At 36.8% G+C, this 26,511-nt stretch carries 18 protein-coding genes and 1 pseudogene; 11 read left to right on the top strand and 8 right to left on the bottom strand.

The window, feature by feature from the left end:
- Positions 1 to 267: 267 nt before the first annotated feature.
- From B3P17_RS15360 to B3P17_RS15345, 4 genes are all read left to right on the top strand, one after another.
- The gene (locus B3P17_RS15360; protein ID WP_252636587.1) at positions 268 to 3,276 is read left to right on the top strand and encodes a SusC/RagA family TonB-linked outer membrane protein; all 3,009 of its coding nucleotides are present in this window, start codon (positions 268 to 270) and stop codon (positions 3,274 to 3,276) included.
- Between the two features lie 13 nt (positions 3,277 to 3,289).
- On the top strand, positions 3,290 to 4,897 hold the full coding sequence (locus B3P17_RS15355; protein ID WP_252636586.1) for a RagB/SusD family nutrient uptake outer membrane protein: 1,608 nt from the start codon (positions 3,290 to 3,292) through the stop codon (positions 4,895 to 4,897).
- Between the two features lie 22 nt (positions 4,898 to 4,919).
- The gene (locus B3P17_RS15350) at positions 4,920 to 6,314 is read left to right on the top strand and encodes a SusF/SusE family outer membrane protein (RefSeq protein WP_252636585.1); all 1,395 of its coding nucleotides are present in this window, start codon (positions 4,920 to 4,922) and stop codon (positions 6,312 to 6,314) included.
- Positions 6,315 to 6,489: 175 nt separating this feature from the next.
- Positions 6,490 to 8,706, top strand: a complete 2,217-nt coding sequence (locus B3P17_RS15345) for a glycoside hydrolase family 97 protein (protein WP_252636584.1) — start codon at positions 6,490 to 6,492, stop codon at positions 8,704 to 8,706.
- A gap of 95 nt (positions 8,707 to 8,801) precedes the next feature.
- On the opposite strand, the gene B3P17_RS15340 is transcribed toward B3P17_RS15345, so the two are convergent.
- Positions 8,802 to 10,085: a serine dehydratase subunit alpha family protein gene (locus B3P17_RS15340; RefSeq protein ID WP_252636666.1), complete on the bottom strand. Its 1,284-nt coding sequence runs from the start codon at positions 10,083 to 10,085 to the stop codon at positions 8,802 to 8,804.
- A gap of 449 nt (positions 10,086 to 10,534) precedes the next feature.
- Here B3P17_RS15340 and B3P17_RS15335 point away from each other — a divergent pair, with 449 nt between their 5' ends.
- Positions 10,535 to 11,482: a diacylglycerol/lipid kinase family protein gene (locus tag B3P17_RS15335; protein WP_252636583.1), complete on the top strand. Its 948-nt coding sequence runs from the start codon at positions 10,535 to 10,537 to the stop codon at positions 11,480 to 11,482.
- Positions 11,483 to 11,484: 2 nt separating this feature from the next.
- Here B3P17_RS15335 and B3P17_RS15330 read toward each other — a convergent pair whose 3' ends face one another.
- From B3P17_RS15330 to B3P17_RS15310, 5 genes and pseudogenes are all read right to left on the bottom strand, one after another.
- Positions 11,485 to 14,043 carry a DUF5686 and carboxypeptidase-like regulatory domain-containing protein gene (locus B3P17_RS15330; protein ID WP_252636582.1) on the bottom strand — a complete coding sequence of 853 codons (2,559 nt, stop codon included), beginning with the start codon at positions 14,041 to 14,043 and terminating at the stop codon, positions 11,485 to 11,487.
- A gap of 130 nt (positions 14,044 to 14,173) precedes the next feature.
- Entirely contained in the window at positions 14,174 to 15,862 is a 1,689-nt protein-coding gene (gene ettA / locus B3P17_RS15325; RefSeq protein ID WP_252636581.1) for an energy-dependent translational throttle protein EttA, read from the bottom strand.
- Positions 15,863 to 15,867: 5 nt separating this feature from the next.
- A complete protein-coding gene (locus tag B3P17_RS15320) occupies positions 15,868 to 16,425 on the bottom strand; it encodes a DUF1697 domain-containing protein (protein WP_252636580.1) in 558 nt (185 codons plus the stop codon).
- Between the two features lie 13 nt (positions 16,426 to 16,438).
- Positions 16,439 to 18,075 (bottom strand): annotated as a pseudogene (locus B3P17_RS15315) (AMP-binding protein).
- Between the two features lie 98 nt (positions 18,076 to 18,173).
- On the bottom strand, positions 18,174 to 19,103 hold the full coding sequence (locus B3P17_RS15310; protein WP_252636578.1) for a LysR family transcriptional regulator: 930 nt from the start codon (positions 19,101 to 19,103) through the stop codon (positions 18,174 to 18,176).
- Positions 19,104 to 19,336: 233 nt separating this feature from the next.
- On the opposite strand from B3P17_RS15310, the gene B3P17_RS15305 reads away from it, so the two are divergent.
- Positions 19,337 to 19,999: a YceI family protein gene (locus tag B3P17_RS15305; RefSeq protein WP_252636577.1), complete on the top strand. Its 663-nt coding sequence runs from the start codon at positions 19,337 to 19,339 to the stop codon at positions 19,997 to 19,999.
- Between the two features lie 76 nt (positions 20,000 to 20,075).
- Positions 20,076 to 20,900, top strand: a complete 825-nt coding sequence (gene ygiD / locus B3P17_RS15300) for a 4,5-DOPA dioxygenase extradiol (protein ID WP_252636576.1) — start codon at positions 20,076 to 20,078, stop codon at positions 20,898 to 20,900.
- A 16-nt stretch (positions 20,901 to 20,916) separates the two neighbouring features.
- Here the strand turns inward: ygiD and B3P17_RS15295 are convergent, their stop codons facing one another.
- On the bottom strand, positions 20,917 to 21,855 hold the full coding sequence (locus tag B3P17_RS15295; RefSeq protein ID WP_252636575.1) for a hypothetical protein: 939 nt from the start codon (positions 21,853 to 21,855) through the stop codon (positions 20,917 to 20,919).
- A gap of 312 nt (positions 21,856 to 22,167) precedes the next feature.
- Here B3P17_RS15295 and B3P17_RS15290 point away from each other — a divergent pair, with 312 nt between their 5' ends.
- The 4 genes from B3P17_RS15290 (at position 22,168) to B3P17_RS15275 (ending at position 25,817) form a co-directional block, all read left to right on the top strand.
- Positions 22,168 to 22,548, top strand: a complete 381-nt coding sequence (locus B3P17_RS15290; protein WP_252636574.1) for a hypothetical protein — start codon at positions 22,168 to 22,170, stop codon at positions 22,546 to 22,548.
- Positions 22,545 to 23,114 (top strand): RNA polymerase sigma factor, encoded by a 570-nt coding sequence (locus B3P17_RS15285; RefSeq protein ID WP_252636573.1) that lies wholly within the window; start codon positions 22,545 to 22,547, stop codon positions 23,112 to 23,114. Before B3P17_RS15290 ends, B3P17_RS15285 begins: the two co-directional genes overlap by 4 nt.
- Before the next feature lie 344 nt (positions 23,115 to 23,458).
- On the top strand, positions 23,459 to 24,409 hold the full coding sequence (locus B3P17_RS15280) for a tetratricopeptide repeat protein (RefSeq protein WP_252636572.1): 951 nt from the start codon (positions 23,459 to 23,461) through the stop codon (positions 24,407 to 24,409).
- Positions 24,410 to 24,851: 442 nt separating this feature from the next.
- The gene (locus tag B3P17_RS15275) at positions 24,852 to 25,817 is read left to right on the top strand and encodes a helix-turn-helix domain-containing protein (protein ID WP_252636571.1); all 966 of its coding nucleotides are present in this window, start codon (positions 24,852 to 24,854) and stop codon (positions 25,815 to 25,817) included.
- Between the two features lie 86 nt (positions 25,818 to 25,903).
- Here the strand turns inward: B3P17_RS15275 and B3P17_RS15270 are convergent, their stop codons facing one another.
- Entirely contained in the window at positions 25,904 to 26,491 is a 588-nt protein-coding gene (locus B3P17_RS15270) for a DUF1287 domain-containing protein (protein WP_252636570.1), read from the bottom strand.
- Between the last annotated feature and the right edge of the window lie 20 nt (positions 26,492 to 26,511).

Genomic DNA, 26,511 nt, shown 5'->3' with positions numbered 1-26,511 from the left:
ACAAAATAGGTCTTCTCATATTTGTACTATAATCCTAAAATGTCATGAAAATACAAGTGTTTCTAATGTTAAATCTAGACCGAGATTTATTTAAAAATATACAAAATATAACATTTGTCTCTTCTGTCCTCTATTTAAAATTCAGGGTTGATAAGAATTTTTATTGAATACGAATAGTATGTTATGTACGATAGAATATATAAACCGATTATATAGAAATAAGTAATAAACTAATCAATATTAATGTTAATCTTAATATTATTTCGCATGAAAAGAAAGATTAAGAACAGATGTTTAAATGTATTCCTACTATTTATGCTAGGAATATTGGTGTCAACATCAAATATTTTTGCGCAAGGCGAAAATATCACAGTTAAAGGTAATGTGAAGGACAATAACGGTGAACCTATCATTAGTGGTAGTGTTGTTGTTAAGGGTACAACTAATGGTACTATAACAGATTTGGATGGTAATTATGAAATCAATAATGTTCCGTCCAATGGTACTTTGGTTTTTTCTTATATCGGCTTCAAAAACATAGAAGTCTCTGTATCAGGAAAAACAAATATTAATGTGTTAATGGAAGAAGACGCTGTTATGTTGTCAGATGTAATAGCTATTGGGTATGCTACCGGTAGTAAGCATACTGTATCTGGTGCTGTACAAAAAATCAGTAAAGAGGATATGAATGCCGGAGTGGTTAATAATCCATTAGATGCACTTAAAGGTAAAGTTGCCGGAGTTAATATTTCTAAGGTTGGAGGAGATCCAACAGCAGGGGCTTCTATTCGTGTGCGTGGAACGACTTCTTTGTCAGGAGGTAATGATCCACTTGTTATTATCGATGGAGTATTTGGAGATTTAGGGTTACTTAATGCAATTGCTCCTTCTGATATTGAGAGTTTTACGATATTGAAGGATGCTTCAGAAACTGCTCAGTATGGATCTCGTGGGGCTAGTGGTGTTATTGTGGTAACAACTACAAAGGGAAAATATGGAGTTAGAAGCTTGAGTTATGATGGAACTTTTGGTATTGAATCGGTGTATAAGAATATCAAAATGCTTAACGGAAACCAATATCGTCAGGCAGTTCAGGATTTGGGATTGACAAATGCTATTGATGGAGGAGCCAATACTAATTTCTTAGAAGAAATGCAACAACTTGGTTATACCCAGAATCATAGAATTGCCTTTGGTGGAGGAACAGAGGATTCAAACTATCGGGCATCTCTAGGTATTGTAGATCAGAAAGGTATAATCAAAAATAACTGGATGAAAAACTATACTGCTAAAATTGATATTAGCCAGTTCTTTTTCGATAAAAAAATTCAATTGGAAATGGGGATATTCGGTTCTAAGAAAGAACAACGATATGTAAATAACTATCAAAAGACTTTTTATTCAGCGGCTTCATTTAATCCTACATTTCCAGCTACACAAAATGAAGATGGAACATGGCCGGAAGATGTTAATGCTAACGAGGTTGATAATCCTCTAGGGCGTTTGACTATCAATGATAGAGAAAATAATGCTTATCTGAATGCTCATGCTAAATTGACTTGGACGATAATAGATGGACTTAAGTTTAGTGCATTTGGATCATATACATATAATTCGAAAGAAAATTCGAAGTATTTACCAACAAACATAAAAGAAGGTATAAGAGAGAAGGGGTTAGCCTATAGAGGATTGGCTAATTCAGACATATTAATGGGTAATCTAGGATTAAATTATAAGAAGACCCTAAATGATGTACATGCTATTGACATTCTAGGGTTAGTTGAAGGTCAAAATTATAAATATCATGGTTTTACCTCTCAGTCGAGAGGCTTTGGTACTAATTATTTTGATACAGATAATTTGAAAGGTGGTGCTTTGGTAAAATATGGAGATGTCAGCTCATACAGAAATGGATATGATATATTTTCAATACTTGGACGCTTTAACTATGTATATAATGGAAAATATATCGCAACAGTCAATTTAAGAAGCGATGGATCCTCTAAATTAGGAGATAACAACAAATGGGGCTTCTTCCCTTCAGGATCACTAGCATGGAATATGAGTGAAGAAGAATTTATCAAAAATATATCTGTTATCGATAATTTTAAACTGAGAGCTGGTTATGGTGTTACGGGTAATCAGGATGCAATTTCTGCATATAATTCATTACAGTTAATGGGGCCTACAGGACTTGTTACCGTAAATGGCGACCCTGCTGTATCATATGGCTACTTAAGAAATCCTAACCCTGATTTGAAATGGGAAACTAAAAAAACTTTTGATGCTGGATTTGATTTGTCTATCTTGAAAAATAAGTTAGATATAACCTTTGACTATTATTATTCTAAAACTTCAGACTTGTTATTCAATTATACAGTACCGGTACCTCCATTTATTCATCCTACTTTACTTGCTAATATGGGGTCAATGGAGAATCAAGGGCTCGAACTGGCAGTAAACTTTACTCCGATAAAGAAAAAAGATATGGGGCTGACTATTTCTGCTAATGGCGCATACCAGAAAAATAAGTTATTGTCTCTAGATGGTGTGTACAAAGGTCAGGAGATTAATGCTGCTACTTACATGTCTCTTGGAGGTATCTCTGGTGCAGGATCGATCGGGGGTGATAACAACGTGGTTTACAATTTGGTCGGTCAACCATTAGGCGTATTTTATCTTCCTAAGGCGACTGGTATTATCAACGATGGCTTTGATAGCTATTCTTATAATATTTTGGACTTGGATAATGATGGCTCAGTGATTACTTCTGCGGGTAAAGATCGTTATATAGCAGGACAGTCAATTCCTAAGTTTTTCCTTGGGGCAAACATAAACTTTAGGTATAAGGACTTTGATATTCAAACTCAATTGAATGGCGCATTTGGACATAAAATATTCAACGGTACATACTTATCTTATATGAATATGAATAATTTTCCAACATACAATGTGCTGCCTGATGCTCCTAAGATGAACATAAGAGACAACAGAGTAAGTGATTATTGGCTGGAGAAAGGTGATTATCTAAATATAGCATATTTAACTTTAGGCTATAATATCAATACATCTAAGTTTAGCAAATATATAAAGACGATGCGTATTACTGCGTCTGTAAACAATTTACATACATTCACAGCTTATAAAGGTCTTTCTCCGATGATTAATAGCTCGACACTAGATGCTAATAAAACAGATAACGATCTAGGTATAGATGATAAACGTTTCTATCCATTGAGCCGTACATACTCTATTGGTCTTAATATTAATTTTTAAAGAATAAGCAATTATGAAAAAGAAATTTCTATATAGTTTTATTGCAGGAGCAGTTATTCTAGGACTTAATGCTTGCTCTTTGGACGAAAAACCGATTGATCAATTGCCGGAAGATGAGGCTTACAAAAGTCAGCAGTTGATCTACTTGAATGCTGTAGCTGGATTGTATACAGAGATTGGAGCTGATGGAGGAGGTAGTGGCTTGGCAGGAACTGATCGTGGTTTGAATGACCTCAATCTTTTTACTGCAGATGAAGCTGTTTTGCCAACCAGAGGAGCTGACTGGTACGATGGAGGGCTATGGGTAAATCTGTATCAGCATCAATGGACATCTACTAACGACCTTGTAAAAGGTTCTTGGGACTACCTCTACCGTGTTGTTGGTAAGTGTAATCAGTCGATAGATAAGATGCAGTTCTATTTAGATCAGGATAGTGAAAATGTATACCTTAAAGAATATATTGCAGAGGTAAGAGCGCTTCGTGCTATGTATTACTATTATTTATTAGATAATTTTGCCCGCGTACCTATTGTAACATCTTCTTCTACAGAGATCAGTGAGGTAAAACAAGCTGAAAGGAGTGAAGTTTTCAACTTTGTAAAGACAGAATTACAGGAAGCGTTACCCCTGTTAAAATCGGCAAAGAGTGCAGTCCCGGGAGAATATTATGGGCGTATGACAAAATCTGTAGCATACTTTCTTCTAGCCAAGCTGGCATTAAATGCTCAGGTCTATTCTGACGATAACTGGGAAGATAATAACGGAGTTCCTAACGGCTCAACTTCATTCTCTGTTGATGGAAGTGACATAGGAGCTTGGAAAGCTACTATCAAATACTGTGATTTGATAAAAGAAGAAGGTTACACATTAAATCCAAGTTATTCGGCCAATTTTGCTGTTAAAAATGAAGGTTCGGTAGAAAATATTTTTGTCATACCAATGGATCCTACATTATATAAAGCGAGAAATATGTATTGTGTGCGTACTCGTCACTATGCTCACGCTAAAGCTTGGGGACAAGATGGATGGAATGGAGCATCAGCAACGACAGATTTATTAAAGGTCTTTAGAGAAGGTGGAGAAGATCCTCGTCTGAATATCTGCTTCTTTACAGGAAAGGTACAAGGTCCCGATGGTAGTGATATAATGGATGGAGATGTTGTGTTAGAGTACAAACCTGATGCTATAAAAATAAATACGAGTAATGAGGCTACAGAAAAAACTGCAGGAGCTCGTTGGAAAAAATATGAATTTGACCCTAATGCTCAGGCCGGAGGACAATTGGTTAGCAACGATTATGTGTTATATCGCTACGCCGATGTCTTATTGATGAAAGCTGAAGCTATGGTTAGAGACGGACAAAATGCAGATGCCTTATTAAAAGAAGTTCGAGATCGAGTTAGTGCATCCGAGAGACCAGCAACATTGGAAAATATACTAAAGGAAAGAATGCTAGAATTATCTTGGGAAGGATTCCGTCGTCAAGATTTGATTCGATTTGGACAATTTAATAAAGCTGCTATGGACAGAAGTCCTTCTGAGCCATATCGGAAAGTGTTCCCTATTCCATTCGCAGTTTTGGATAACAATAAGAATCTAACTCAAAACCCTAAATATTAATACTAAATTAAATAGCAATAAGATGAAAAATAAAATTATATATTGGGGAATAACACTCTGCCTTATACTGGGCTTCACCGCTTGTGGTGAAAATGATAATTGGGTGGTAGTCGATGACGTGCAGCCTGGTGTTTATGTATCAGGGTCGGCTGTGGTATATAAATCGATTGCACCGGCAGCATCATTCAAGGCCGGATATCCAGATCCCGACACCGATGAGAGAGAAGGTGTGTCTACTATTTTTACATGGTTAAAAGCAAGTGGAGATTTATTTATAACAAAAGCTGATGCAACAGGAAATATAATCAATTATGGAAAAGGTGCAGAGGTTTCTTCTGTAACTAGTGAGCTTGTAGCAGAAGGTCCTGCTTACAAAGTGACTGAGGATGGTTTATATTTTCTTATTTATAACAGTAATTTAAGTCAACTCACGATAGTTCCGGCTAAGTTTGGAGTTATTGGAGCGGCCACTCCTCAGGGATGGAATGCCGAATCCCCTTTTACTAGTGTTAACTATAACGAGTCGACTGCTACAGTTGAATTTAAAGGCACTTTCCCTTTTACAAAGGATCAAATGAAGTTTAGGTTTAATGGAGATTGGGGTATTACTATTCCATACGATGCATCATCTACTATTAAATTTCATACTAATATGGGATCTATCGGAGACTCTGATGGTGGAGTTGCACTTGCTTCGTCTTCTACTGAACTCAAAGGAGGAGGTAAAAACCTTAGTGTACCTCTTGGTGCGGCATACGATGTGACGCTAAAACTTGACCTTCGTACTAATAAATTTTCAGTTTCAGCAGTACAAGGAGAAATTATAAAGCCTACCTATCCCGAAGAACTCTATATGACAGGAAATGAGTTTGGCAATTGGTTCTCTGATCCTGCGGGTGTTGTTAAAATGGTTCCAGTCAATGGAGCTAGTGGTTCATTCTGGTGTGTAAGATATTTTACTGCAAACCAAGGTTTCAAGTGGGCTCCCCAACCATCTTGGGATGGTGGCGACTTTTCAGAGCTTGCATCTAAAGAAGGATATTCAATAAAAGATGGTAATGCTGTAGTTGATGCTGACGGTCTTTACATGGTGTACATTGATATGGTTGCAGATAAGATTGTTATAGAGCCTGCTAAGGTATACGGAATAGGTAATGCCTTTGGGGGATGGGATGCGGCTACATATCCGTTTACAATATCTGGGAATAAAATGACAATAACTACTACCGCTGCAGGAGATCTAAGAATCTATGCTGGTTCATCTGCTGCTACAACTGATTGGTGGACTCGTGAGTTTAATATATTTAATGGAAAAATAGAATATAGAGGAGCCGGAGGCGATCAAGCAGCAGTACCTGTTGCTGCAGGCAAAAAAGTTACTCTTGATTTCAATGCCGGTACAGGAACAATTGAATAAATTAGATTAATCGAAATACTTATTAGAAGAGATGGCTGATCAGGTCATCTCTTCTTTTTGCTATAATATCTGCAAACGTTTGCAGATTATTTTGTTTGGTTTACAAGAAAAGGATTCTAACACTCAGCTCTAAATGTAGTTTCTTTGTATATAGGAAAATATTTTTTTAAGAATCATGAAAAAAATCATCAGTATTTCTATTTTTATTGGCTTTTATTTAATCTTTGGAACAGTGAAAGCGCAAGAACTCAAATCACCAAATGGAAATCTTACATTAAAGTTTTATTTGCAGGGTAATGGTGTGCCAACTTATACTTTAACGTATAAGGGAAAAGATGTAATTAAGCCTAGTAAGCTGGGTTTGGAGTTAAAAGACAACAGTGACTCTCATACCGATTTCAATGACTTTTCTATAAAAGGAAATACAGACTCGCAAAAGGAAGATAAGGTTTCTTTACTTAATGGATTTCAGGTTATAGACACCAAGACATCATCTTCTGATGAAACATGGCAGCCTGTATGGGGTGAAGTAAAAGAAATACGCAATCATTATAATGAATTAGCTGTAACGCTAAATCAGCAATCAACAGACAGGCACATCCTTATTCGTTTTCGCCTCTTTGATGATGGCTTAGGTTTTCGCTATGAATTTCCCGAGCAAAAGAATCTTATATACTTTGTTATAAAAGAAGAGCGAACTCAGTTTGCTATGGCAGGCGATCATAAAGCATTCTGGATCCCGGGCGATTATGATACACAAGAATATGATTATACAACATCGAAGTTGTCAGAGATAAGAGGGCTGATGAGTAAGGCTATTACTCCTAACTCTTCTCAGACACCGTTTTCTCCAACAGGAGTACAAACAGCATTGATGATGAAAACAAATGACGGGTTGTATATCAATCTGCATGAGGCTGCTTTGATAAACTACGCATGTATGCATCTCAACTTGGATGATAAGAATATGGTATTCGAATCTTGGTTGACTCCTGACGCACAAGGCAACAAGGGATATATGCAAGCTCCATGTAACACGCCATGGCGTACTGTGATAGTGAGTGATGATGCACGTGATGTATTGGCTTCTCATATTACACTCAACTTGAATGAGCCGTGTAAGATTGAAGATACATCGTGGATCAAGCCTGTAAAATATGTAGGTGTATGGTGGGAGATGATTACCGGTAAAAGCACATGGGCTTATACTGATGATGTCTATAGCGTACAGCTAGGTGTTACAGACTATTCTAAAACAAAGCCAAATGGTAAGCATGGTGCAAATACCGCTCATGTGAAAGAATATATAGATTTTGCAGCAGAACATGGGTTTGATGCTGTATTGGTTGAAGGCTGGAATGTAGGCTGGGAAGATTGGTTTGGTAAGTCAAAAGATTATGTGTTTGACTTTGTTACTCCATATCCAGACTTTGATGTGAAAGGATTGCATGATTATGCGAAGAGCAAAGGTGTTAAAATGATGATGCATCACGAAACATCGGCTTCGGTTCGTAATTATGAGCGCCATATTGATCAGGCATATAAATTTATGGTGGATAATGGTTATAACTCTGTAAAAAGCGGATATGTAGGAGATATCATTCCTCGTGGAGAATATCATTACGGACAATGGATGGTAAATCATTATCAATATGCTTTGGAAAAAGCAGCCGATTATAAAATAATGTTGAATGCTCATGAAGCAGTTCGTCCTACAGGCGTATGTCGTACGTACCCTAATCTGATCGGTAATGAGTCAGCTCGTGGAACAGAATATCAGGCATTTGGAGGTAGCAAACCGAATCATGTTACCATACTACCTTTTACCCGTTTGATTGGTGGACCGATGGATTATACTCCCGGTATTTTCCAGATGGATGTAAGCAAGATTAATCCTGATAATCATTCACATGTGAACAGTACGTTAGCGAATCAATTGGCACTGTATGTGACGATGTATAGTCCGTTGCAAATGGCCGCCGACTTGATAGAAAATTATAAACAGCATCTTGATGCTTTCCAGTTTATAAAAGATGTAGCTATCGATTGGGACGAAAGTAAGATACTTGAAGCAGAACCGGGAGAATATATCACAATAGCACGTAAGGCAAAGGGTTCAAATAATTGGTTTGTAGGAAGTGTATGTGATGAAAATGGACGTACATCAACTATTACATTTGATTATCTCGATCCGGCAAAAACATATATTGCTACAATATATAGCGATGCAAAAGATGCTCATTATAAGACCAATCCGCAGGCATATACAATTCGAAAAGTAGTGATTTCTAATAAGTCTAAACTATCTCAATCCTGTGCTCCTGCCGGAGGATATGCAATAAGCATTGTAGAAGCAGGTAAGAACGATATAAAAGGTTTAAAGAAGCTCTAAAAGGCAAGATACAGTTAGTTATAGGGTTTGGTTATCTAGGTTTGAGTCGCTCCATTTGGGGCGGCTCTTTTATTTCAATCTATGAATCATAAGAGTTATTTGCTGGTCATTATCTTTAACACCAATTTGTCTGTTTCCTGCATACCTACAGCACCTATACTTGTCAGGTTCTCTATGGTTTTGTCCACGTCGTCATCAACAATACCCTCTAGCGAAGAAACTACTTTTTGCTCCATTGCCATAATTGCCGAAAGCACGGCTGTAGACACTCCGCTGGATATCTTCAAGGCACAACTAGGCTTTGCCCCGTCGCAAATCATCCCAGTGATATTGCCAACCATGTTTTTTACGGCAAATGTTATTTGGTTGTAATCTCCTCCCATCAAGTAAGTTATCCCGCAACTAGCACCTGTTGCAGCTGCAACACAACCACATAGAGCCGATAATCGTCCTAGCTTCTGCTTTATATATACTACTGTAAGGTGGCTGAGAATTAATGCCCTTATCAGACTCTCTTCCGAGCAATATGTATCTTCTGCATACGTCAGAACCGGCAGGGTTGCCGTAATTCCTTGATTACCACTGCCCGAATTGCTCATTACCGGTATCATAGCACCATCCATACGTGCGTCACATGCCGCGGCGGTATACGACATCATGTGAGTAAGCATTGAATCTCCGAATATTTGTTTTCCCAATGCTCCTGTCATCGTTTTAGCTACATTGTGACCATAGCTTCCTTGGGCTGACAGCTTCGAAGCGGTACGGTTTAGTTCCGCCGCTTGAAGTATAAAACGAATATCTTCTATCGGAGTAGTTGTCGCAAACTCATATACTTTTGAAAAGGATAACTTTATCTCATCTTTATTCTCTTCGCAAAGGCTGTTGTCACATTCATTTACTGTTATTTCTCCGTTTCTAGAGATGTGAGAAAAATGTGTGTGTGTTCCTTTTATTATAGCTACAGCTTCATTTTCGTTCTTAAGGCAGTGCACCTCAATATATAGATTATCATCTATATCCTCTTTAAGCCCTATTTCTATGCGTTTTTCCGCAATATATTCTTTCCCTGTATCTACATCTTCCGGCTTCAAGTCTTTCAACACCTGTAGTCCATATTCACTTTTACCTATCAAAGCTCCTAGTGCGATCGCTATAGGCAGTCCTACCATCTTTGTTCCCGGAATACCAACGCCCATTGCATTTTTCAATATATTGGCGCTCAGGTATACTTTTATCTTCTCCGGCACGGTTTCCAATACCTCAGTGGCTTTGGCTACACATAGGGAGACCGCAATAGGCTCTGTACATCCAATAGCCGGAACAACTTCTTTTTTGATTAAACTGATGATTAGACTACGTTCACATTCGTTTAGCATGCTCATTTAGCTGATTTAGGTTTTATTGAGACAAAGATACAGGTTCTTCTTTCTATTTATTGTTAAAGGCTTCATAAAAAAGGAAAAGCAAAGAAATAATTGACAATAAGTCAAACAATAGATGATGTTTTAGTTTATAAAAAAAGTAACAATAGTTATTTTTGTAATTGTCATATAAACAGATGTTTAAGTTTAAAAGGTGACAAAGGTGACAGTTCTTGAGTTATTTTATTGTGTTACTTTTCGTTTTGTATAGAAAATACTATAGCAATCTATGAAAGCCTTTCTTCATATATAAGATAAATTTAGAATATAACTTTATTTATATGGAGACCCATAATAGGATCGCATCAATAGCCTTTTTACGTGTCATATAATTCAATACTTATTTATTTTGACAGTGATAGTTAAAAGAGTATTTTTGTACCGCAAAACAGATTCATTTCATTATGGTTCAGAAGAAAAAAATATATGTAATAATCAACCCTAAATCGGGTACTTCGGCTAAGCAAAATATTCCGCATAAGATTGCTGAAGCATTTGACGCCCATAAGTTTGATGTGCATATTTTTGTTACCGGTTATCCCGGTCATGGATCAGAAATAGCTACTCAGGCAATAAAAGATAAGGCCGACTATGTGGTTGCCGTGGGGGGAGATGGTACCGTAAATGAAGTAGGAGGGGCTCTCGTAGGTTCTGATGTAGCTCTTGGTATTATACCAATGGGCTCGGGAAATGGTTTAGGACGCGACCTGAACATTCCAATCGATCCGAAGAAAGCAATGGAGATCATATTAGAAGAAAATATAATATCCATTGATTACGGAACAGTGAATGACCGTATATTCCTTTGTACCTGCGGAGTAGGGTTCGATGCTGAAGTTGCAGCTAAGGTTTCGGGTAGGAAAAATAGAGGTTCTTTGATGTATCTCAGAAATATGCTTGAAATATTTTTTCAACAAAAGCCACAAGAGTATATAGTTACATGCCCCGAAGGTACAATAAAGGATAAAGCCTTCGTTGTTACTTGTGCTAATGCATCGCAGTACGGATACAATGCCCATATTGCACCTCATGCCGATATACAGGACGGGTTGATGAATGTGGCGATATTGAAACCTCTTTCAATATTGGATGTACCTCAAACTTCACTACAATTGTTTACAAAAAAAATAGATGAAAATAGTAAGATGGTTGAGCTTTTGACCAATGAAGTTACTATTATCAGAGAGCAAGCCGGGGTGATGCACATTGACGGTGATCCGGTAGAGATGGGGAAAGAAATACATGTGAAAATAATTCCATTCGGATTGAAAGTCCTTGTTCCTAAAAAAACACAAAAGAAACACCCTCTTGATCCTCAAGAACTACTGTTGAGAGTTTTAGGTTCTATCTAATTTTAAAAGGTTAGCTCGAATGATATTCTGATTCCGTCTTTATCTACATTCGGATGGTAGAGATAATTTACCCTTCTAACATAATCTACTCGGAAGAATTTAAAAACATTCTCGATACCTATGTTATATTCCATATAAGGGGTATTTGTGGTTGCAAACGTCTCCTGTGGAAATAACAATAAATTGTGATTAAACCGAGGGTTGTTGCGCTTACTCAAATCTCCATAGAATCCCCTGAACCCAAATACTTCTCTCCATTTCAACCATTTAAGCACAGGGATTCTATTGAATAACCAGCCTCCCAGATGGTAATATATTTCCCATGATACTTGAGCATCGTGCACAAACTCCAACGGTTCTATCAAATAATAGTTACCACGTTGGACTGTATATGAATTGTTAGCGCTTGGCGTAATCAAGAATGGAAAAGGAGCTTCGCCCCACAGCTTTTCAGCCTGTGCTGATAAGGTCAGCTTTCCGTAGGGAGCTACCCACATTTGTTTGAAGAATGATAATGAAGTTCTGTTGTAATTGTATTGCCCACCAAAGAGATTATTTACTGCCATCACATGCGATAAGGTATAGATGGTTCGTGGTGCAGTCAACGAACTTCTCTTTCTGCGCATCTGGTAGAATTTCTCATTCGGTGCATAGCGCAAGGTAAGCATTGTTTCGGTAGTACGTATTCTATTTACATTGTACTTGTTACCGTTTTCGTCCATCTTCTCAAAGAGAAGTTTTCCGGCTGCTTCTTCATCAAAAGTATGCCCGGTGAGCGTGAATGAGAATCCACCGTAAAATTCTTTATCGTACGATATTTCAGCCTGGCGGTTGTATGTCATCTTCACATTATTCGATCTGCGAAACGACATAAATATGTTATCTTTCTCGGCTTGTGTCTGTCGTTGCCCAAGCGTGTTTACATCATATTTATAAGCTACCGTCAGGTTGTTTCTTGGGTATTCGTCTTTGGTATATTTTACATCGTTAAAAGCCCATGTTGCTTCGCCATAGTATTTAAACTTTTCGTCTTTAGTACCATAAGCTGCATATCCGTATAAGAAGAGATGTTTATGAAGGTTCTTCGTTGTATTGAGGGTCAATCTAAAACGATTCCCTTCAACAGGGTTGAAACTATACATTGTAGGGAGTCTTCCAATTTCCAGCTTTGTATCCTCCTTGTTTTTGGTGGTAGGAAAATAGCCTGTTGATAATACACTTCCAGCATTCAGCAAAACTTTGAATAGAGCTACTTTGTTTACATCTTCCATCATCTGATCCATCCGGTAATCTTTCTTGAAATCCGGAGGACGGCTGTTAGTCCAATATTTTTTATCTCTTTTCAGATAGTCTTTTTCAAATGCTTCGGGAGCAGCCAAAGCAAAAACGGGATCCATCGGATTGTCTATTGTAAATCTCTCGTATGACTTTACTTTATCTACATAGAATTTTACCATGTTTATCATCGACAGGTCTATGGCCATGCGCTCTTTGTCCGGAATCCATTTGTTGTCTGCTGTTTTTTTGAAATCGAGTTGTATGATCAGTTCATCCACAAAATTGATATTCATCTTTTGGGGAGTTCTCAATATTGCTCTTTTTACAGCATACATACTATCCAGAGAAATAAATAAGTTCCCTGTAAAGCCAATATCTCGTGAATTGAACGGGGCAAAGTCGAGCTTCACATATCGGTTATGATCTATATTAACTGTGTCGGATATATACCAGCGATAGAAATTTACAGAGCTGTGATCACTTAGCGGGCTGACAAATTGTTGAAATAGTAAAGTGATTGAGTTGTCTGTAATATTAATATCCTTAAAAACTTCTTTGATAATGGCATCGAGAGCTTCGGTCTCGAAAGTCTGATCAAGACCTTCTATATGATAGCCTTTTACAATACGTTTGTTGCCTTTCGGATCTTTACGATAGAACACATCTGTTAGCTTTTCTCTTACCGATACCGGCAAGATAGGCTTTTTATCTATCAAAGATGTATCTATATAATTAGGGAGGAATTTGTAACGCTTAAATTGCGATTGTTCAGGCTTGAATTCATTCAGAGCTATAAATGTACGCTCGTACTCTTCATACTGATAGTACTTTAATGCCGAAATACTATTGATATCTTTGTGGGCTATTACTTTCTTGATCAGTTCTACAGCCGGATTATTCTTTTTCGAATATTTTTCTTTTTGTGGACGTACTATTACTTCTTTCAGTTGTTTGTCTTCTGGTTCTAGTAATATCTCTCTTGTGGTGGTTACGCCCGGATGTATCGTGAATGATTGGCTTTTGTACCCCAACAGTGAAGCCGAAACTGTCGTTCTATTTCCCCTATAGCTTAGTCTATATTCACCATCTTCGTCCGAAAATGTTACTGCAGATGTATTGTCGATCGTAACACTTACGAAAGGTAACTTTTCTTTTGTTACAGCATCTCTAACAGTTCCACGTACTACTGTGAGGGATTGGGCGTATGTCATGCCACAAAAACAACAGAATAAAAAGAGAAAAACTGTCTTCTTTAGTATAATATATTGTGGAGTTTTACTCATTCTTTTATTGGGGAATCACATTTGTTTTTTGTATTTAAAAAATCAAGAGTAAATATCGATATTTACTCTTGATTATCAATACTAATTAGACTATGTAATTTCTGTAACGTTGCATAAAACGTTACTTTTTTTAATTCATAAGCTTACGATAGCGGATACGTCTTGGTTCAACATTACCCAATCGTATTTTTTTATTTTCTTCGTATTCGCTATAGCTACCTTCGAAGAAGAAAACTTCCGAGTTTCCTTCAAATGCCAGTATATGAGTACAAATACGGTCGAGGAACCAACGGTCGTGGGAAATAACCACTGCACAGCCTGCAAAGTTTTCGAGCCCCTCTTCAAGAGCACGTAAGGTGTTTACGTCAATATCGTTGGTCGGCTCATCCAGTAACAATACATTCGCTTCCGATTTCAGTGTAAGTGCTAAATGCAAGCGGTTACGCTCACCACCCGACAATACACCTGTCAACTTTTCCTGATCGCCTCCCGAAAAATTGAAACGAGAAAGATAAGCACGTGCATTGATTTCTTTGCCTCCTACACGAACAAATTCACTCCCTCCGGATATTACCTGATATACCGTTTTGTTAGGATCTATATCAGCATGTGATTGATCTACATATCCTATTTTTACGGTTTCGCCCACTTCGAATGTGCCTTTATCCGCTTGCTCGAGTCCTTGTATCAGTCTGAAGAGCGTGGTTTTTCCTGCACCATTCGGTCCTATAATACCCACAATACCTGATGGTGGAAGCATAAACTCGAGATTGTCGAACAATAGTTTATCTCCAAATGCTTTGCCTACACCGTGTGCTTCAATCACTTTGTTTCCTAAACGAGGCCCATTCGGAATAAATATTTCCAGTTTTTCTTCACGTTCTTTTTGGTCGGCGTTCAAGAGTTTTTCGTAATCGTTCAAGCGGGCTTTCCCTTTTGCCTGACGTGCTTTAGGGGCCATTCTTACCCATTCTAACTCACGTTCGAGGGTCTTGCGGCGTTTGCTTGCTTGTTTTTCCTCTTGTTCCATACGTTTGGTCTTTTGTTCGAGCCATGAGGTGTAGTTTCCTTTCCAAGGAATACCTTCACCGCGGTCGAGCTCAAGAATCCATCCGGCTACATGGTCTAGGAAGTAGCGGTCGTGGGTAATACAAATTACAGTACCTTTGTATTGTTGGAGATGTTGCTCCAGCCAGTCAATTGATTCTGCATCAAGGTGGTTGGTTGGCTCATCCAGCAATAATACGTCAGGTTCTTGTAATAGCAAACGACACAGAGCTACACGGCGGGCTTCTCCTCCCGACAGGTTGGCTGCCAATTGGTCTTCGGGCGGACAACGAAGAGCATCCATCGCACGCTCTAGTTTGTTATCTATATTCCAAGCGTCACTTGCATCTATCTTGTCTTGCAATTCTGCCTGACGTGCAAAGAGGGCATCCATTTTGTCCGGGTCTTCATAATATTCAGGCAGACCGAATTTCTCGTTTATGCCTTCATATTCCTTTAGTACATCCATTATCGGTTGTACACCTTCTTGCACAAGTTCTTTAACGGTTTTTGCGGGGTCAAGTTTTGGATCTTGTTCCAAGTACCCAACCGAGTATCCTTTATCTGATACAATTTCTCCCTGATACTCTTTGTCTATACCGGCTATGATCTTTAGTAATGTTGACTTACCCGAACCGTTGAGCCCGATGATGCCAATTTTAGCACCATAGAAAAAAGAGAGGTAGATATTCTTTAATACTTGTTTTTGTGGCGGGTACGTTTTACCTACGCCAATCATTGAAAAGATGATTTTTTTATCGTCTACTGACATGTCTGTTATATAAAATTATTTGTACCTAATTCTACTAATTTATTTATTGTTTTTATATTTCGAGAAGTGCAATATTCATCTGCTTTCTGCAAAGCATTGGCTAGTTTCGAATTTCTGATCGTTTTATCAAATAAAACATATACATCCCGATTGATTATCTCTAGCCTATCATTTTCTTGTTTTCGTGCTGATATACGTTCTCTGCTAGCGTGAGATAAAGCTTCTTTATACAGAAACAAATAGAACACTTCACCTTCTGCATTTTGCTCTATATATCGAATATTATTCTCCGAAAAAGGGATACAATTCAACAGTTGCTTTAATTCAGTTAGAGTTCTTAATATAACCGCAATATTTAGTCCGAATGTTTTAAAAATAGAAGCTTCTATTTTCTTTACTAATGCTTCCTCTGTATCATCTGATGTGAAAAGAATATTGCCGCTTTGGATATATGTTATAGCATCCGATATTCCCATGTTGGCAAACATGAGTTTCAGGTCGGACATCTTTATGACATTTTTCCCTCCAACATTAATTCCCTTGAGGAACGCAATATATACCACCTTGGAATATTATTTATCGTTGATACAAGAATCGTTTTATACTCCGTTTTGGCGTTTTTTCGAATTCTTGCTCCTGTATTCTGAAGTTTGCAACTTGACTATAGCTTGGCAGTCGCTTGTTAATAGATTTCCGTTCAGTAAGGAAGATCTCGGAAAATTCACTTTCTTTTATATCATGCTTCTTCATATAGTCTTTATCGGGGTATATGAGAGCGATTAGTTTTCCATTTTCTTCTATGATGAGCGATTCGGCAACGTATGGAGAATTGTTATAAAAGCCTTCTATTTCTTCCGGATATATGTTTTGTCCCGACGCTCCTAGTATCATAGTCTTGCTCCGGCCTTTGATAAATATAAAACCATCCCTGTCCATCACGCCTAAATCGCCTGTACGTAACCATCCGGCTTCGTCTATGACATGCTTTGTCGCTTCTTCATTCTTGTAGTAGCCAAGCATTACATTCTGCCCTTTTACCATGATTTCGCCTGTCTCGGTTTCCATATTCGACGATTCGATACGTACACTCATTCTGTCTACAGGACGTCCGCAAGATCCGGGTTTGTACGTTTCCCAATACTCGTAAGAAATCAGCGGCCCACATTCTGTCATTCCATATCCAACGGTGTATGGAAATTTTATGTCTGTAAGGAACTGTCCTACTTCTTTGTTGAGTGCAGCACCGCCAATCACAACTTCTACCAGCTTGCTTCCAAACATCGGTATTAGCTTGTCTGCTATTTTTTGATATACTTTTTTTCTGAAGAAAGGAATTTTTATCAGCGTTTTCACCGGCTGCTTCTTTAACTCAGGAAACACACGCATCTGTATGATTTTCTCAATAATCAGCGGCACAGCCAGTACCAAAGTCGGATTTACCTTCGCAAAGGCATCCATTATAATTTGAGGAGAAGGAACACGTGTCAGATAATGAATATGACAGCCTTTGGCGATGGATAATAAAACTTCAAAGGCTAATCCGTACATGTGGGCCATCGGTAGCATGCATACAATACCGTCACCGGCTTTTACGAATTCGATATTATCTATAGCGAACCGTGTATTAGACCATAGGCTGCGATAAGGAACCATAACGCCTTTCGGGTTGCTTGTTGTACCTGATGTATAATTTAGTACGGCTAATTCGTCGGGCGACTCGTCGTGTACAACTACATCTTCTTTCGTAAAGCCATTGGGATATTTTTTCAGTAAAGCCTGATCTAAATTGGCACACGATGCCAACAATTTGGCTGACCGTGATTTCTGTACAGAGAAGTCATCTATCAAAAGAATGGTTTCCACAGTTGGGATTTGTATCGGGTCTATCTTCGACCATACAAACTCATCTGCAAAGAATACTTTTGATTCCGAGTGATTTACTAGCGAATGTATACTTTCTCCNNTGTTATCACAGCACCATAGGTGAGGGATGCAAAAAAGGCAACTGCCCAGTTTGCTGAATTACGTCCGCAAATAGCTATTTTATCACCTTTTTGGACATCCATATCTTCGAATAGAATATGCAATTGAGCCATCTTTGTGGCGAAGTCCTTATATAAGTATGTTTCACCATTATAATCTGTGAGAGCCGGTCGCTCCCAGTTGTTACATATTCCGTCTTTTATGAGGGTTAGAAATTTTCCGCTTTCCATATTTTAAATTGTACTAGGTAATGTATACAAATATACACAAAAAACTAACTTTTTTGTGAATTAGGTAGAATCATAACTTAATTTTGTTTTTTCGGGTATTATACAGTTGTTAAATCTTCCATATTCGTATCAACATGTTTTAATATGAAAGATTTGATTTTTTCTACATACTGTGGCTGTATCTTATTCTTATTGTAAGCCAAATAGAGTGTATTCGTTGCCGTTATTGTTCCTTTCCATAATGTCTTTACCCATTTGTTTTCTAAAGCCTTTCCTGCTATTATGTCAGATGATACAGCAAGACCACTATTGTTTTTTATGGCTTTTAGAATAGATACGTTATCCGGAATTACAGCATGTAATTTCAGTATAGGGCGTTTCTTGAAGCTCTCGCGCCAGAAGCGCCTGATAAGAGGTAGGTTATTATCGTAGGCATACCACTTTTGGGTTTTAAGCCATTTCTCAGCTTCGCTCAAATTGTTTTTTGCTATTAGGTCATCAAATACAGTTGTGTCCATATTCGAATTGCATACAATCATAAATGACTCGGTGAATAGAGGCTCATAGGTGAGCGTATCATCTGATTTGCTCTGCCTGGTGATGATTGCAATATCCAGATCATTGTTGATAAGCTTGCCTGTGAGTTCGTCCGCCAGTCCGTATTCAACGGTTAGGTGCAGATCATCTTGACTACCTATATGTTCGGCCAGATAATCCGAAAAGAGTTCTGCCGGAGTGCCAAAGCGTATGCTTGGAGCTTTGTTGAGTACAGTCCTTTTAAATTCGGTTTCAACTCGTTCGAGGTTGTCTATTGATTCTACTATCTGCGTGTAAAGCTGTTTTCCATACTCCGTTGGAACCATTTTGCGAGGCATTCGTATAAATAGAGGCTGACCGATATAGCTTTCTAGGGATGCCAATTGAATACTGACATTGGGTTGAGATACCATAAGTTCCTGTGAAGCCTTTGTGAGCGTACCATATTGATAAATGGCTTTAAATGTCCTGTACCATTCTAAGTTTACCATTACTATTTGATTGCAAATTATAAATTCATGAATTGAAATTGAACAATCTTCAGGGTTACAGAGTTCTATATTTATTAGAAACTATTAGCAACCAAAGACTAAAGAAATACAAATCTATAAATTTTTTTATGATAATGTATAAATATTGCTATTTTGTAAATAGAAAATGATAATTTAACTTTGCATCATATTTAATAGAACAAATCGATTAGTATTTAAAAATTATAAATAATATGAAAACATATTTATTAGCTATTGCGGTAGTATTGTTTGCCGTGTCTTGCAATACAACAACGAAGAACAAGGTAGAAGGAACAGATGCCCAGTCGGCAGCAACAGGAACAGGTGAACAATTGGTAGTAGATACAACAGCGTCTATCATTAAATGGAAAGGGTCTAAGGTTGGAGGAGACCATGTAGGAACAATCGCATTGAAGAGTGGACAGTTAGCTGTAAATGGAGAAGAGGTAGCTTCAGGTAGTTTTGTGATTGATATGAATAATATTGTAGATGAAGACCTTCCTACTCAGATATTAAAAGATAAACTCACAGGTCACCTTAAAAGTGGAGATTTTTTTGATGTCGCTGCTTATCCCGAAAGTACATTTACTATTACTAAAGTAGCGAAGGCTGCTCATCCCACTGATAGTGTAAACTATGAAGTGAGCGGTAACCTGAAATTGAAAGATGTAGAGAAAAATATTACATTTGGAGCTAAGATAACAAAAGAAGGAGATGTATATAAAGCTGTTACAGTTCCATTCTCTATAGATCGTACGCAATGGAATGTAAAATATGGTTCTAAAACTCTTTTTGCAGACTTGAAAGAGAATATCGTAAACGATAATATTGAACTACAGATAACTATAGTAGCAAAGGCAGCTCAGCAACAATAAATATATTTATAAATAGGTAGATGAGATTCAGCTCTGATCGTAGGTCAGGGCTGTTTTTGTATATAAGATTAGAATTATGACTCTGAAAGAATTACATAAAAAGGTTATGTCTTTTGATGATACTCCTTTGATGCCTGTTGTTTTTGTGGGACATGGAACCCCAATGAATGCAATAGAAGATAATGAGTTTGTGAATGAGTGGAATCGGCTGGGAAGTGAACTGCCAAAGCCTCGTGCTATTCTTTGTATCTCAGCGCACTGGGAAACAAGGGGGACATTTGTGACAGCAATGGATATGCCTAAAACAATTCATGATTTCTACGGTTTTCCAAGAGAATTATATAATCAGCGCTATGCTGCGCCCGGTTCAGAAGACTTGTCAGCTATCGTGAAAGATCATGTAAAAGCAGTAGAACTTGATTACGAATGGGGCTTAGATCATGGTAGCTGGAGTGTGTTGAAGCATATCTATCCTTTGGCTGATATACCTGTTGTACAACTTAGTATAGACCACTTTAAAGGACCAGAGTATCACTATGAACTGGCTCGGGAACTGTTTTTTCTGCGTTCTAAAGGTGTTTTGGTAATCGGTAGTGGCAATATGATCCATAATCTCAGGATGGTGAAAGTAGAAAATGGAGACTTCAATACGGAATATGGTTATGATTGGGCGTTTGAACTGAATAATATTTTCAAAAATAAAATCCAAGAAGAGAATCACAATGCTTTGATTGACTTTAGTCATCTGCACGATTCTGCACGACTAGCTATTCCTACCCCGGAGCATTATATTCCGCTACTCTATATCTTAGCCTTGCAACAGAAAGGAGAGGAAGTCCGATTTTTTAATGATAAGGTTATAGCCGGATCTTTGAGTATGACGTCTTTGATTATATCTTAAGGTAGAAGAAAATCCACTATTTTATACTTACTATTTTATCGCCTCTGAAGTTTAATAGTCCTGCCGGATAAAGCCATTGTTCTACATTGCCATTTTTTATGACTTCTGTAGGTTCACCCCATGCCAGGCGAGTCATATCTTTGGTCATACCAACCCTGATTTTGTTTTGCAATATACGGCGGAAATTGTTTACATTATATTTCTTTGTCAACTCGCTAGCTTCAGTAGCAGTGTATACTTTTTTTATACCTTCGTTGTTATTCAAAAGAGAGTAGGGGATTGCGGTTTTTACTCCACCTTTGCTTTCTAATATCAGAGATAATTCATTGTTTGTGTTATCTATTGTCAGGTCGGTACATTTCCATGTTTGACCGGTTGTAAACGATAGCGCTTTTCCGGTAGAAAGATTACGTGACATTTTCAGGATGTCGTCGGATAGAACATATTCTTTTCCCGTTTGTATTGCTTTCTGTTTTAGGAAAAATCCTGTAACGATAAATGGAAATGTATATTCGGAATCGACATTGTATTTATAAAGCAATACGTCTCTACTCGATTTTTCCTGAAGTTTCAGATAATAATCATCTGCATAATCCTGTCTGTTTGATTTTGCTTTCGGGTGATTCAAAACTTCTAAAATCAGGAAATATTTTCCTGCCAGATCTTCATAGCGAGAATTGTAATTATCATTCGGCTTATAGATGTTCTTTTCGTCGTTTAGTATGTCGTCATCCTTTTTATACTTGAGGATAAATTCACTGTACCCATATTTTTGTGAAGATTTATCAAGGCCTTTAAGAAATAATTCTTGTCCTGTGTACTGTAGAACATCTTTTCCAAGAAAGTTTCTAGTGCTGTCGTATGGGAGAATATCTATTTCTTGCTTTTTATTCTTTTGTGCAAATATTGAGTAACTCAGTAAAGCCAAGACGGCTATCAGTAATGTTTTTCTCATTCTTTATGATTTAAAGAGCATAAAAGTAAATATATTCGATAGAATATTCGGCTTGATGTTTGTTGTAAGTGAATTAGATTTAGTTTTTTTTGTATTTAATAAAAATCTTTCTAAAATATTTTATTGCCTCATTCGTCATAAATAATAGAGATATTTTTGAGATAGAATAAATAATGGAAAAGAAAGATATAAGTAAAACGGCTGTCCCTATAGCAATTATAGTTGCTTCGTTACTGATGGCAACGATTAGTATACTTCATTTGTATTTAAGTGTGATAAAGTAAGAGTTTGAGAAATAAAAGGATAAACAATATGAAAAATTTTAAAAGAAAAAAGATCGCGTACTTTTTTATATTTATTGCTGTTTTTGCGGTATCCATAGCTGTTGTAATGCTTCTGTGGAATGCTCTGATACCTTCAATAATAGGGTGGACGGGTATCAATTATTGGCAGGCGGCCGGGCTTATGATACTGTCGAGGTTACTGTTGGGCGGATTTGGACGTTTTGGTAAATTAGGAAGACATCCTCGCCATGATAAGCGGAATGAAGATTTCTACTATTGGCATGCATTAAGAGCAAAAATGAAAGATATGCCTCTTAGTGAGCGACGCGAATATATTCGGAAGCACATGAGAGAAAGATGTGAAAGAAGAGGTTTTGAATCAGATATGGCCAACGACAATAAAGAATGACGAACGATTTAGCTAAAGGACAACAGAATGTTACCGATATTTTCTATAAGTATCGCGTGCAGCTGAAAAATTATATAGCTAAACGAGTCTTTTCGAAGGAGGATAGGGAAGATATTTTGCAGAATGTTTTTTATCAATTATCAAAAATAGATATGATAGAAAGACCAATTGAGCAAATGTCTGCGTGGTTGTATTCTGTGGCCAATAATCAGATCATAGACCGTAGCCGCAAGCATAAGGAGGTGGATATGCCTTATGTGACAGCTAAAGATGATGAAGATACATTCTTGGCGGAGGTCTCTAGCCTTATGTTTGATAAAGATGCATCTCCCGAGACTACATATTTGCGGGCTTTGGTTTGGGAAGAATTAGACGCTGCTTTGTCCGAACTTCCGATTGAACAACGGGAGGCATTTGAGTTGACTGAGCTTGATGGCTTTTCCTTTAAGGAAATATCAGAAGCTACTGGAGTAAGTGTAAATACACTAATTTCTCGCAAACGTTATGCCGTACTTCATTTGCGAGAGAGGCTAGGTGATTTATATAAAGAGTTGTTAGAGGGGTGAAGACTGTTTGAGTGTTCCTTTGTAGAATATTTTAATAATTTCATCTTCTAAAAAGACTAAGAGTGGATCGCTTTTAATCTTTTTTTGTTTTTTATACAGGTTATAAAGGAGAATAATATCATATTTTATGTTAAAAGAGTAACTTCTTTATCCTTTATGCGTTATTAATAATAAGAAGTATAACATTATTATTTCTAGAAATAATTATAATATCACTTTTTTATTTAAACACTACCATGAAGCACTTAACTGAGACAGATAAGTGCTTCTTTTTTATATAAATCAATTGAGTTTAAGTATCCGTTTTTTTTATACCTTTGCCAACATATATATCAATACAATTTATGCGCAAGACAAAGAAAATTTCACAAACACACAGTAAGTTATACTTTCTGATTCTTATTGTATTCCCTTTGGTTTTTGGCTCGTGTAGATTGTTTGATAAAGATATCAGGCAAGATAAACATATTGTCTCTTTTAAGCATCAGATGGGACGGGTTGCAGATAGCTTAGATACACCGGCCGAAAGAATTAATGCATTGAAGACAATACTAGAGAATATAGAAGCCGATGAGGATTTGATAACTCCTCGAAAAAAAAATAAGTTGCTGATAGAAGCAAATTTTTATCTGAGCAATGAATATTTTAATATCAAGAATTATAAAAAGGCAATAGAATGTACCGATATCGCCATAGGGCTTGATACTACTGATGCTACCGGGTATTATAATCGAGGAAGTATTTACCAATCTATAGGAGATGATAGCCTTGCCATGAGGGATTATACGCAGGCTATCAGACTAAATAATAATTATGCCGATGCATATTACAATAGAGGTATAATCTATGAAGTAGGTGGAGAATGTGAAAAAGCACTTGAAGACTACAATCGGGCGATAAAAGAAGAACCAAAAAATGTTGCAGATATCTATAATAATAGAGGAAATATATATTTGTCTATGAAAGATACCAGCAAAGCATTAAGCGACTATTCGAGAGTATTGGAAATAGACACTGCAAATATAAATGCATATACCAATCGAGCCGAAATATATATACTCCGTCAGGAATTTGATAAAGCTTTAGACGATTGTAATAAAGGACTTATTCTCGATCCTGAGAATATACGCCTGTATTATAAGCGAGCTGCAATTTATGAGCGAAAAAATGAATATGATGAAGCTATCGCTGATTATGAAAAAGTTCTGGATTTGGATAGGCATGATTTGTATAAAGCACGAATTAAGACCAAGGAGTCTATAAGGAAATTAAAAACATTGGCTCGAAAAAGATGATATGACTATTTGATATAGTCTTCTTTTCAGAAGGGGGGGTAATAATAACTAATCTCTTTAAATAATATATAAAACGTATAGCAACAAATAGGGAAAATCTATTTGTTGCTCTTTTTTATGCGGATTTGTTGTAGAGTTTTGCATTATGATATGCATATTTCAATATGTTTTTGATGTATGTTCCTCTTTTTGTAACCCTATGAGTGAGGCAAGAAGTTATACTTTTCTACCGTGTTTTTGTGCTCTGGAAAATGTGATAAAAATACAATTAGGATTCCTTGTAATTGTTTCTAGATCTACTTTTACATATTTATGTAGTTTTGTAAAACTAAACATATTATTCTCTTGTTTTTATATGATGAATATTCAATATAATTAAGGCTTTAATATTATTAATAATCAAGATTAATTTCTAACCTTTTCTCTCTACAACATAAATATCATGAAAAACGAATTAAACAGTAAGTTAATTATATCTATCAAAGAAGCCCTTCCTCCTCAGATAAAGGTTGCAACCTACTTAATGGATTTGCTTTCTATCGGGCGTGAAGCTGTTTATCGTAGGATAAGAGGGGATGTGTCTTTTGACTTAGAGGAGCTTTCTGTAATATCTAAAGCGTTAAATATCTCAATAGATGATGTTTTGGGAAAGAACGATGCTACAGCATTGTTTAGTATAGATATGATTCAAGAAGAATCGTTTTTTGAGCAATATTGTAATTCCTTGATTTTTTATACAGATATTTTTAGTAGAATGAAAGTGTACCCTAGTTCTCAGGTACAAGGAGCTAATAATGAGTTGCCTTTTTCATTTTACCTTTCTCATGAAAAAATAGCTAAGTTCTATTTATACAAATGGGTATATCAGCTTCAGACTTCCAAGCCTACTGTTCCGTTTTCTGAGTTCTACTTGCCTCAGAGAGTTATCGACCTGAATAAAAAGTATATTTCAGAATCTAACTCTTCTTGTCATACAACGTCTATCCTATCTCAAAATGTTTTGTCTTCATTTCTGAATACAGTAAAATACTTTTATAAACTTAATTTGTTGAACAATGAGGATATAGAAGAGATTAAGAACGAGTTGTTGTGTATGTTGGAGAGATTGGAGTCGATGTCTATATCAGGAGTTTGGATGGATGACTTTGAATTTAACTTTTATATATCCAATATCGATTTTGATACCACTTATAGTTATATGCAGTGTCCTGAATTCGAATTGTCTACGATACGTGTATTTTCTATTAACGTAGTGAGATCGTTTACTCCTGAAATATGTCAAGCTAACAAGAAATGGATTGAATCTTTGAAACGCTATTCTACATTGATCTCTAAAAGTGGAGATTTATACAGAACAGAATTTTTTAATAATCAGAGAAAGATTCTACGTGATATATTTATCGACTGATTTTTTAAATATAATAAGATAATTCTCAATATCTAGTTATGTTATATTTAAGTGCACTGAGTTTTTTGCGAAGGCGAATATTATATTTATTTGCTTCTGTATGTATAATGTCCTGTCACTTTATAGCTGAATAAGCAATCTTGTAAGACTTGTCCTTGTCCTATATTATGCACTATTAGCGGCCGTTTCTTATCCGCAGACATGCGGTCTGTGACTATGCCTATATGTGTAATTCCTCCGCCTAGATCCCATGTAACAATATCTCCGACAATATAGTCCTCTGCTTTATCTGAAATTTTCTTTACAGAGCCAAACCTACTAAAAAAAGTGGCTTGATTAGGTACTCTTCGATGATCGATATTATTATCCGTTGATTTCATACCCCACTTCTTAGGGTACTTGCTAAAGTTGGCTTTCATATCTTCATGTATCTTTTTCTGCAAGTCTATACCTAGTTTGCGATATGCTCTTATTATCACATCAGTACAGACACCTTTGTTTGCCGGCACATCTCCATTCGGATAAGGGATTGTGTAATAGCGGGGATCATAAACAACTTTATCCTTAGTCAGCTCTATAGCTGCATTTGATAACCTTTTATAGAAATCGCTTTCCTGAGCAGAAATAAAGACGGATATAATGAATGTAAAGAGTATTGTTAGGCTAAGTCTCATTCTTTATTTCGGGATTTGTG

The sequence above is a fragment of the Dysgonomonas sp. UBA7630 genome (assembly GCF_002483985.1).
GTDB lineage: Bacteria > Bacteroidota > Bacteroidia > Bacteroidales > Dysgonomonadaceae > Dysgonomonas.
This window is presented reverse-complemented; position numbering and strand designations above follow the sequence as displayed.

What these genes read in the sequence shown, in the direction of transcription:
- B3P17_RS15310 (WP_252636578.1), bottom strand. Translation starts at nt 19,103, where the DNA reads ATGGTAAACTTAGAATGGTACAGGACATTTAAAGCCATTTATCAATAT.
- B3P17_RS15360 (WP_252636587.1), top strand. Translation starts at nt 268, where the DNA reads ATGAAAAGAAAGATTAAGAACAGATGTTTAAATGTATTCCTACTATTT.
- B3P17_RS15275 (WP_252636571.1), top strand. Translation starts at nt 24,852, where the DNA reads ATGAAAAACGAATTAAACAGTAAGTTAATTATATCTATCAAAGAAGCC.
- B3P17_RS15280 (WP_252636572.1), top strand. Translation starts at nt 23,459, where the DNA reads ATGCGCAAGACAAAGAAAATTTCACAAACACACAGTAAGTTATACTTT.
- B3P17_RS15340 (WP_252636666.1), bottom strand. Translation starts at nt 10,085, where the DNA reads ATGCTAAACGAATGTGAACGTAGTCTAATCATCAGTTTAATCAAAAAA.
- B3P17_RS15355 (WP_252636586.1), top strand. Translation starts at nt 3,290, where the DNA reads ATGAAAAAGAAATTTCTATATAGTTTTATTGCAGGAGCAGTTATTCTA.
- B3P17_RS15270 (WP_252636570.1), bottom strand. Translation starts at nt 26,491, where the DNA reads ATGAGACTTAGCCTAACAATACTCTTTACATTCATTATATCCGTCTTT.
- B3P17_RS15350 (WP_252636585.1), top strand. Translation starts at nt 4,920, where the DNA reads ATGAAAAATAAAATTATATATTGGGGAATAACACTCTGCCTTATACTG.
- B3P17_RS15295 (WP_252636575.1), bottom strand. Translation starts at nt 21,855, where the DNA reads ATGAGAAAAACATTACTGATAGCCGTCTTGGCTTTACTGAGTTACTCA.
- B3P17_RS15345 (WP_252636584.1), top strand. Translation starts at nt 6,490, where the DNA reads ATGAAAAAAATCATCAGTATTTCTATTTTTATTGGCTTTTATTTAATC.
- ettA (WP_252636581.1), bottom strand. Translation starts at nt 15,862, where the DNA reads ATGTCAGTAGACGATAAAAAAATCATCTTTTCAATGATTGGCGTAGGT.
- B3P17_RS15285 (WP_252636573.1), top strand. Translation starts at nt 22,545, where the DNA reads ATGACGAACGATTTAGCTAAAGGACAACAGAATGTTACCGATATTTTC.
- B3P17_RS15305 (WP_252636577.1), top strand. Translation starts at nt 19,337, where the DNA reads ATGAAAACATATTTATTAGCTATTGCGGTAGTATTGTTTGCCGTGTCT.
- B3P17_RS15330 (WP_252636582.1), bottom strand. Translation starts at nt 14,043, where the DNA reads ATGAGTAAAACTCCACAATATATTATACTAAAGAAGACAGTTTTTCTC.
- ygiD (WP_252636576.1), top strand. Translation starts at nt 20,076, where the DNA reads ATGACTCTGAAAGAATTACATAAAAAGGTTATGTCTTTTGATGATACT.
- B3P17_RS15335 (WP_252636583.1), top strand. Translation starts at nt 10,535, where the DNA reads ATGGTTCAGAAGAAAAAAATATATGTAATAATCAACCCTAAATCGGGT.
- B3P17_RS15290 (WP_252636574.1), top strand. Translation starts at nt 22,168, where the DNA reads ATGAAAAATTTTAAAAGAAAAAAGATCGCGTACTTTTTTATATTTATT.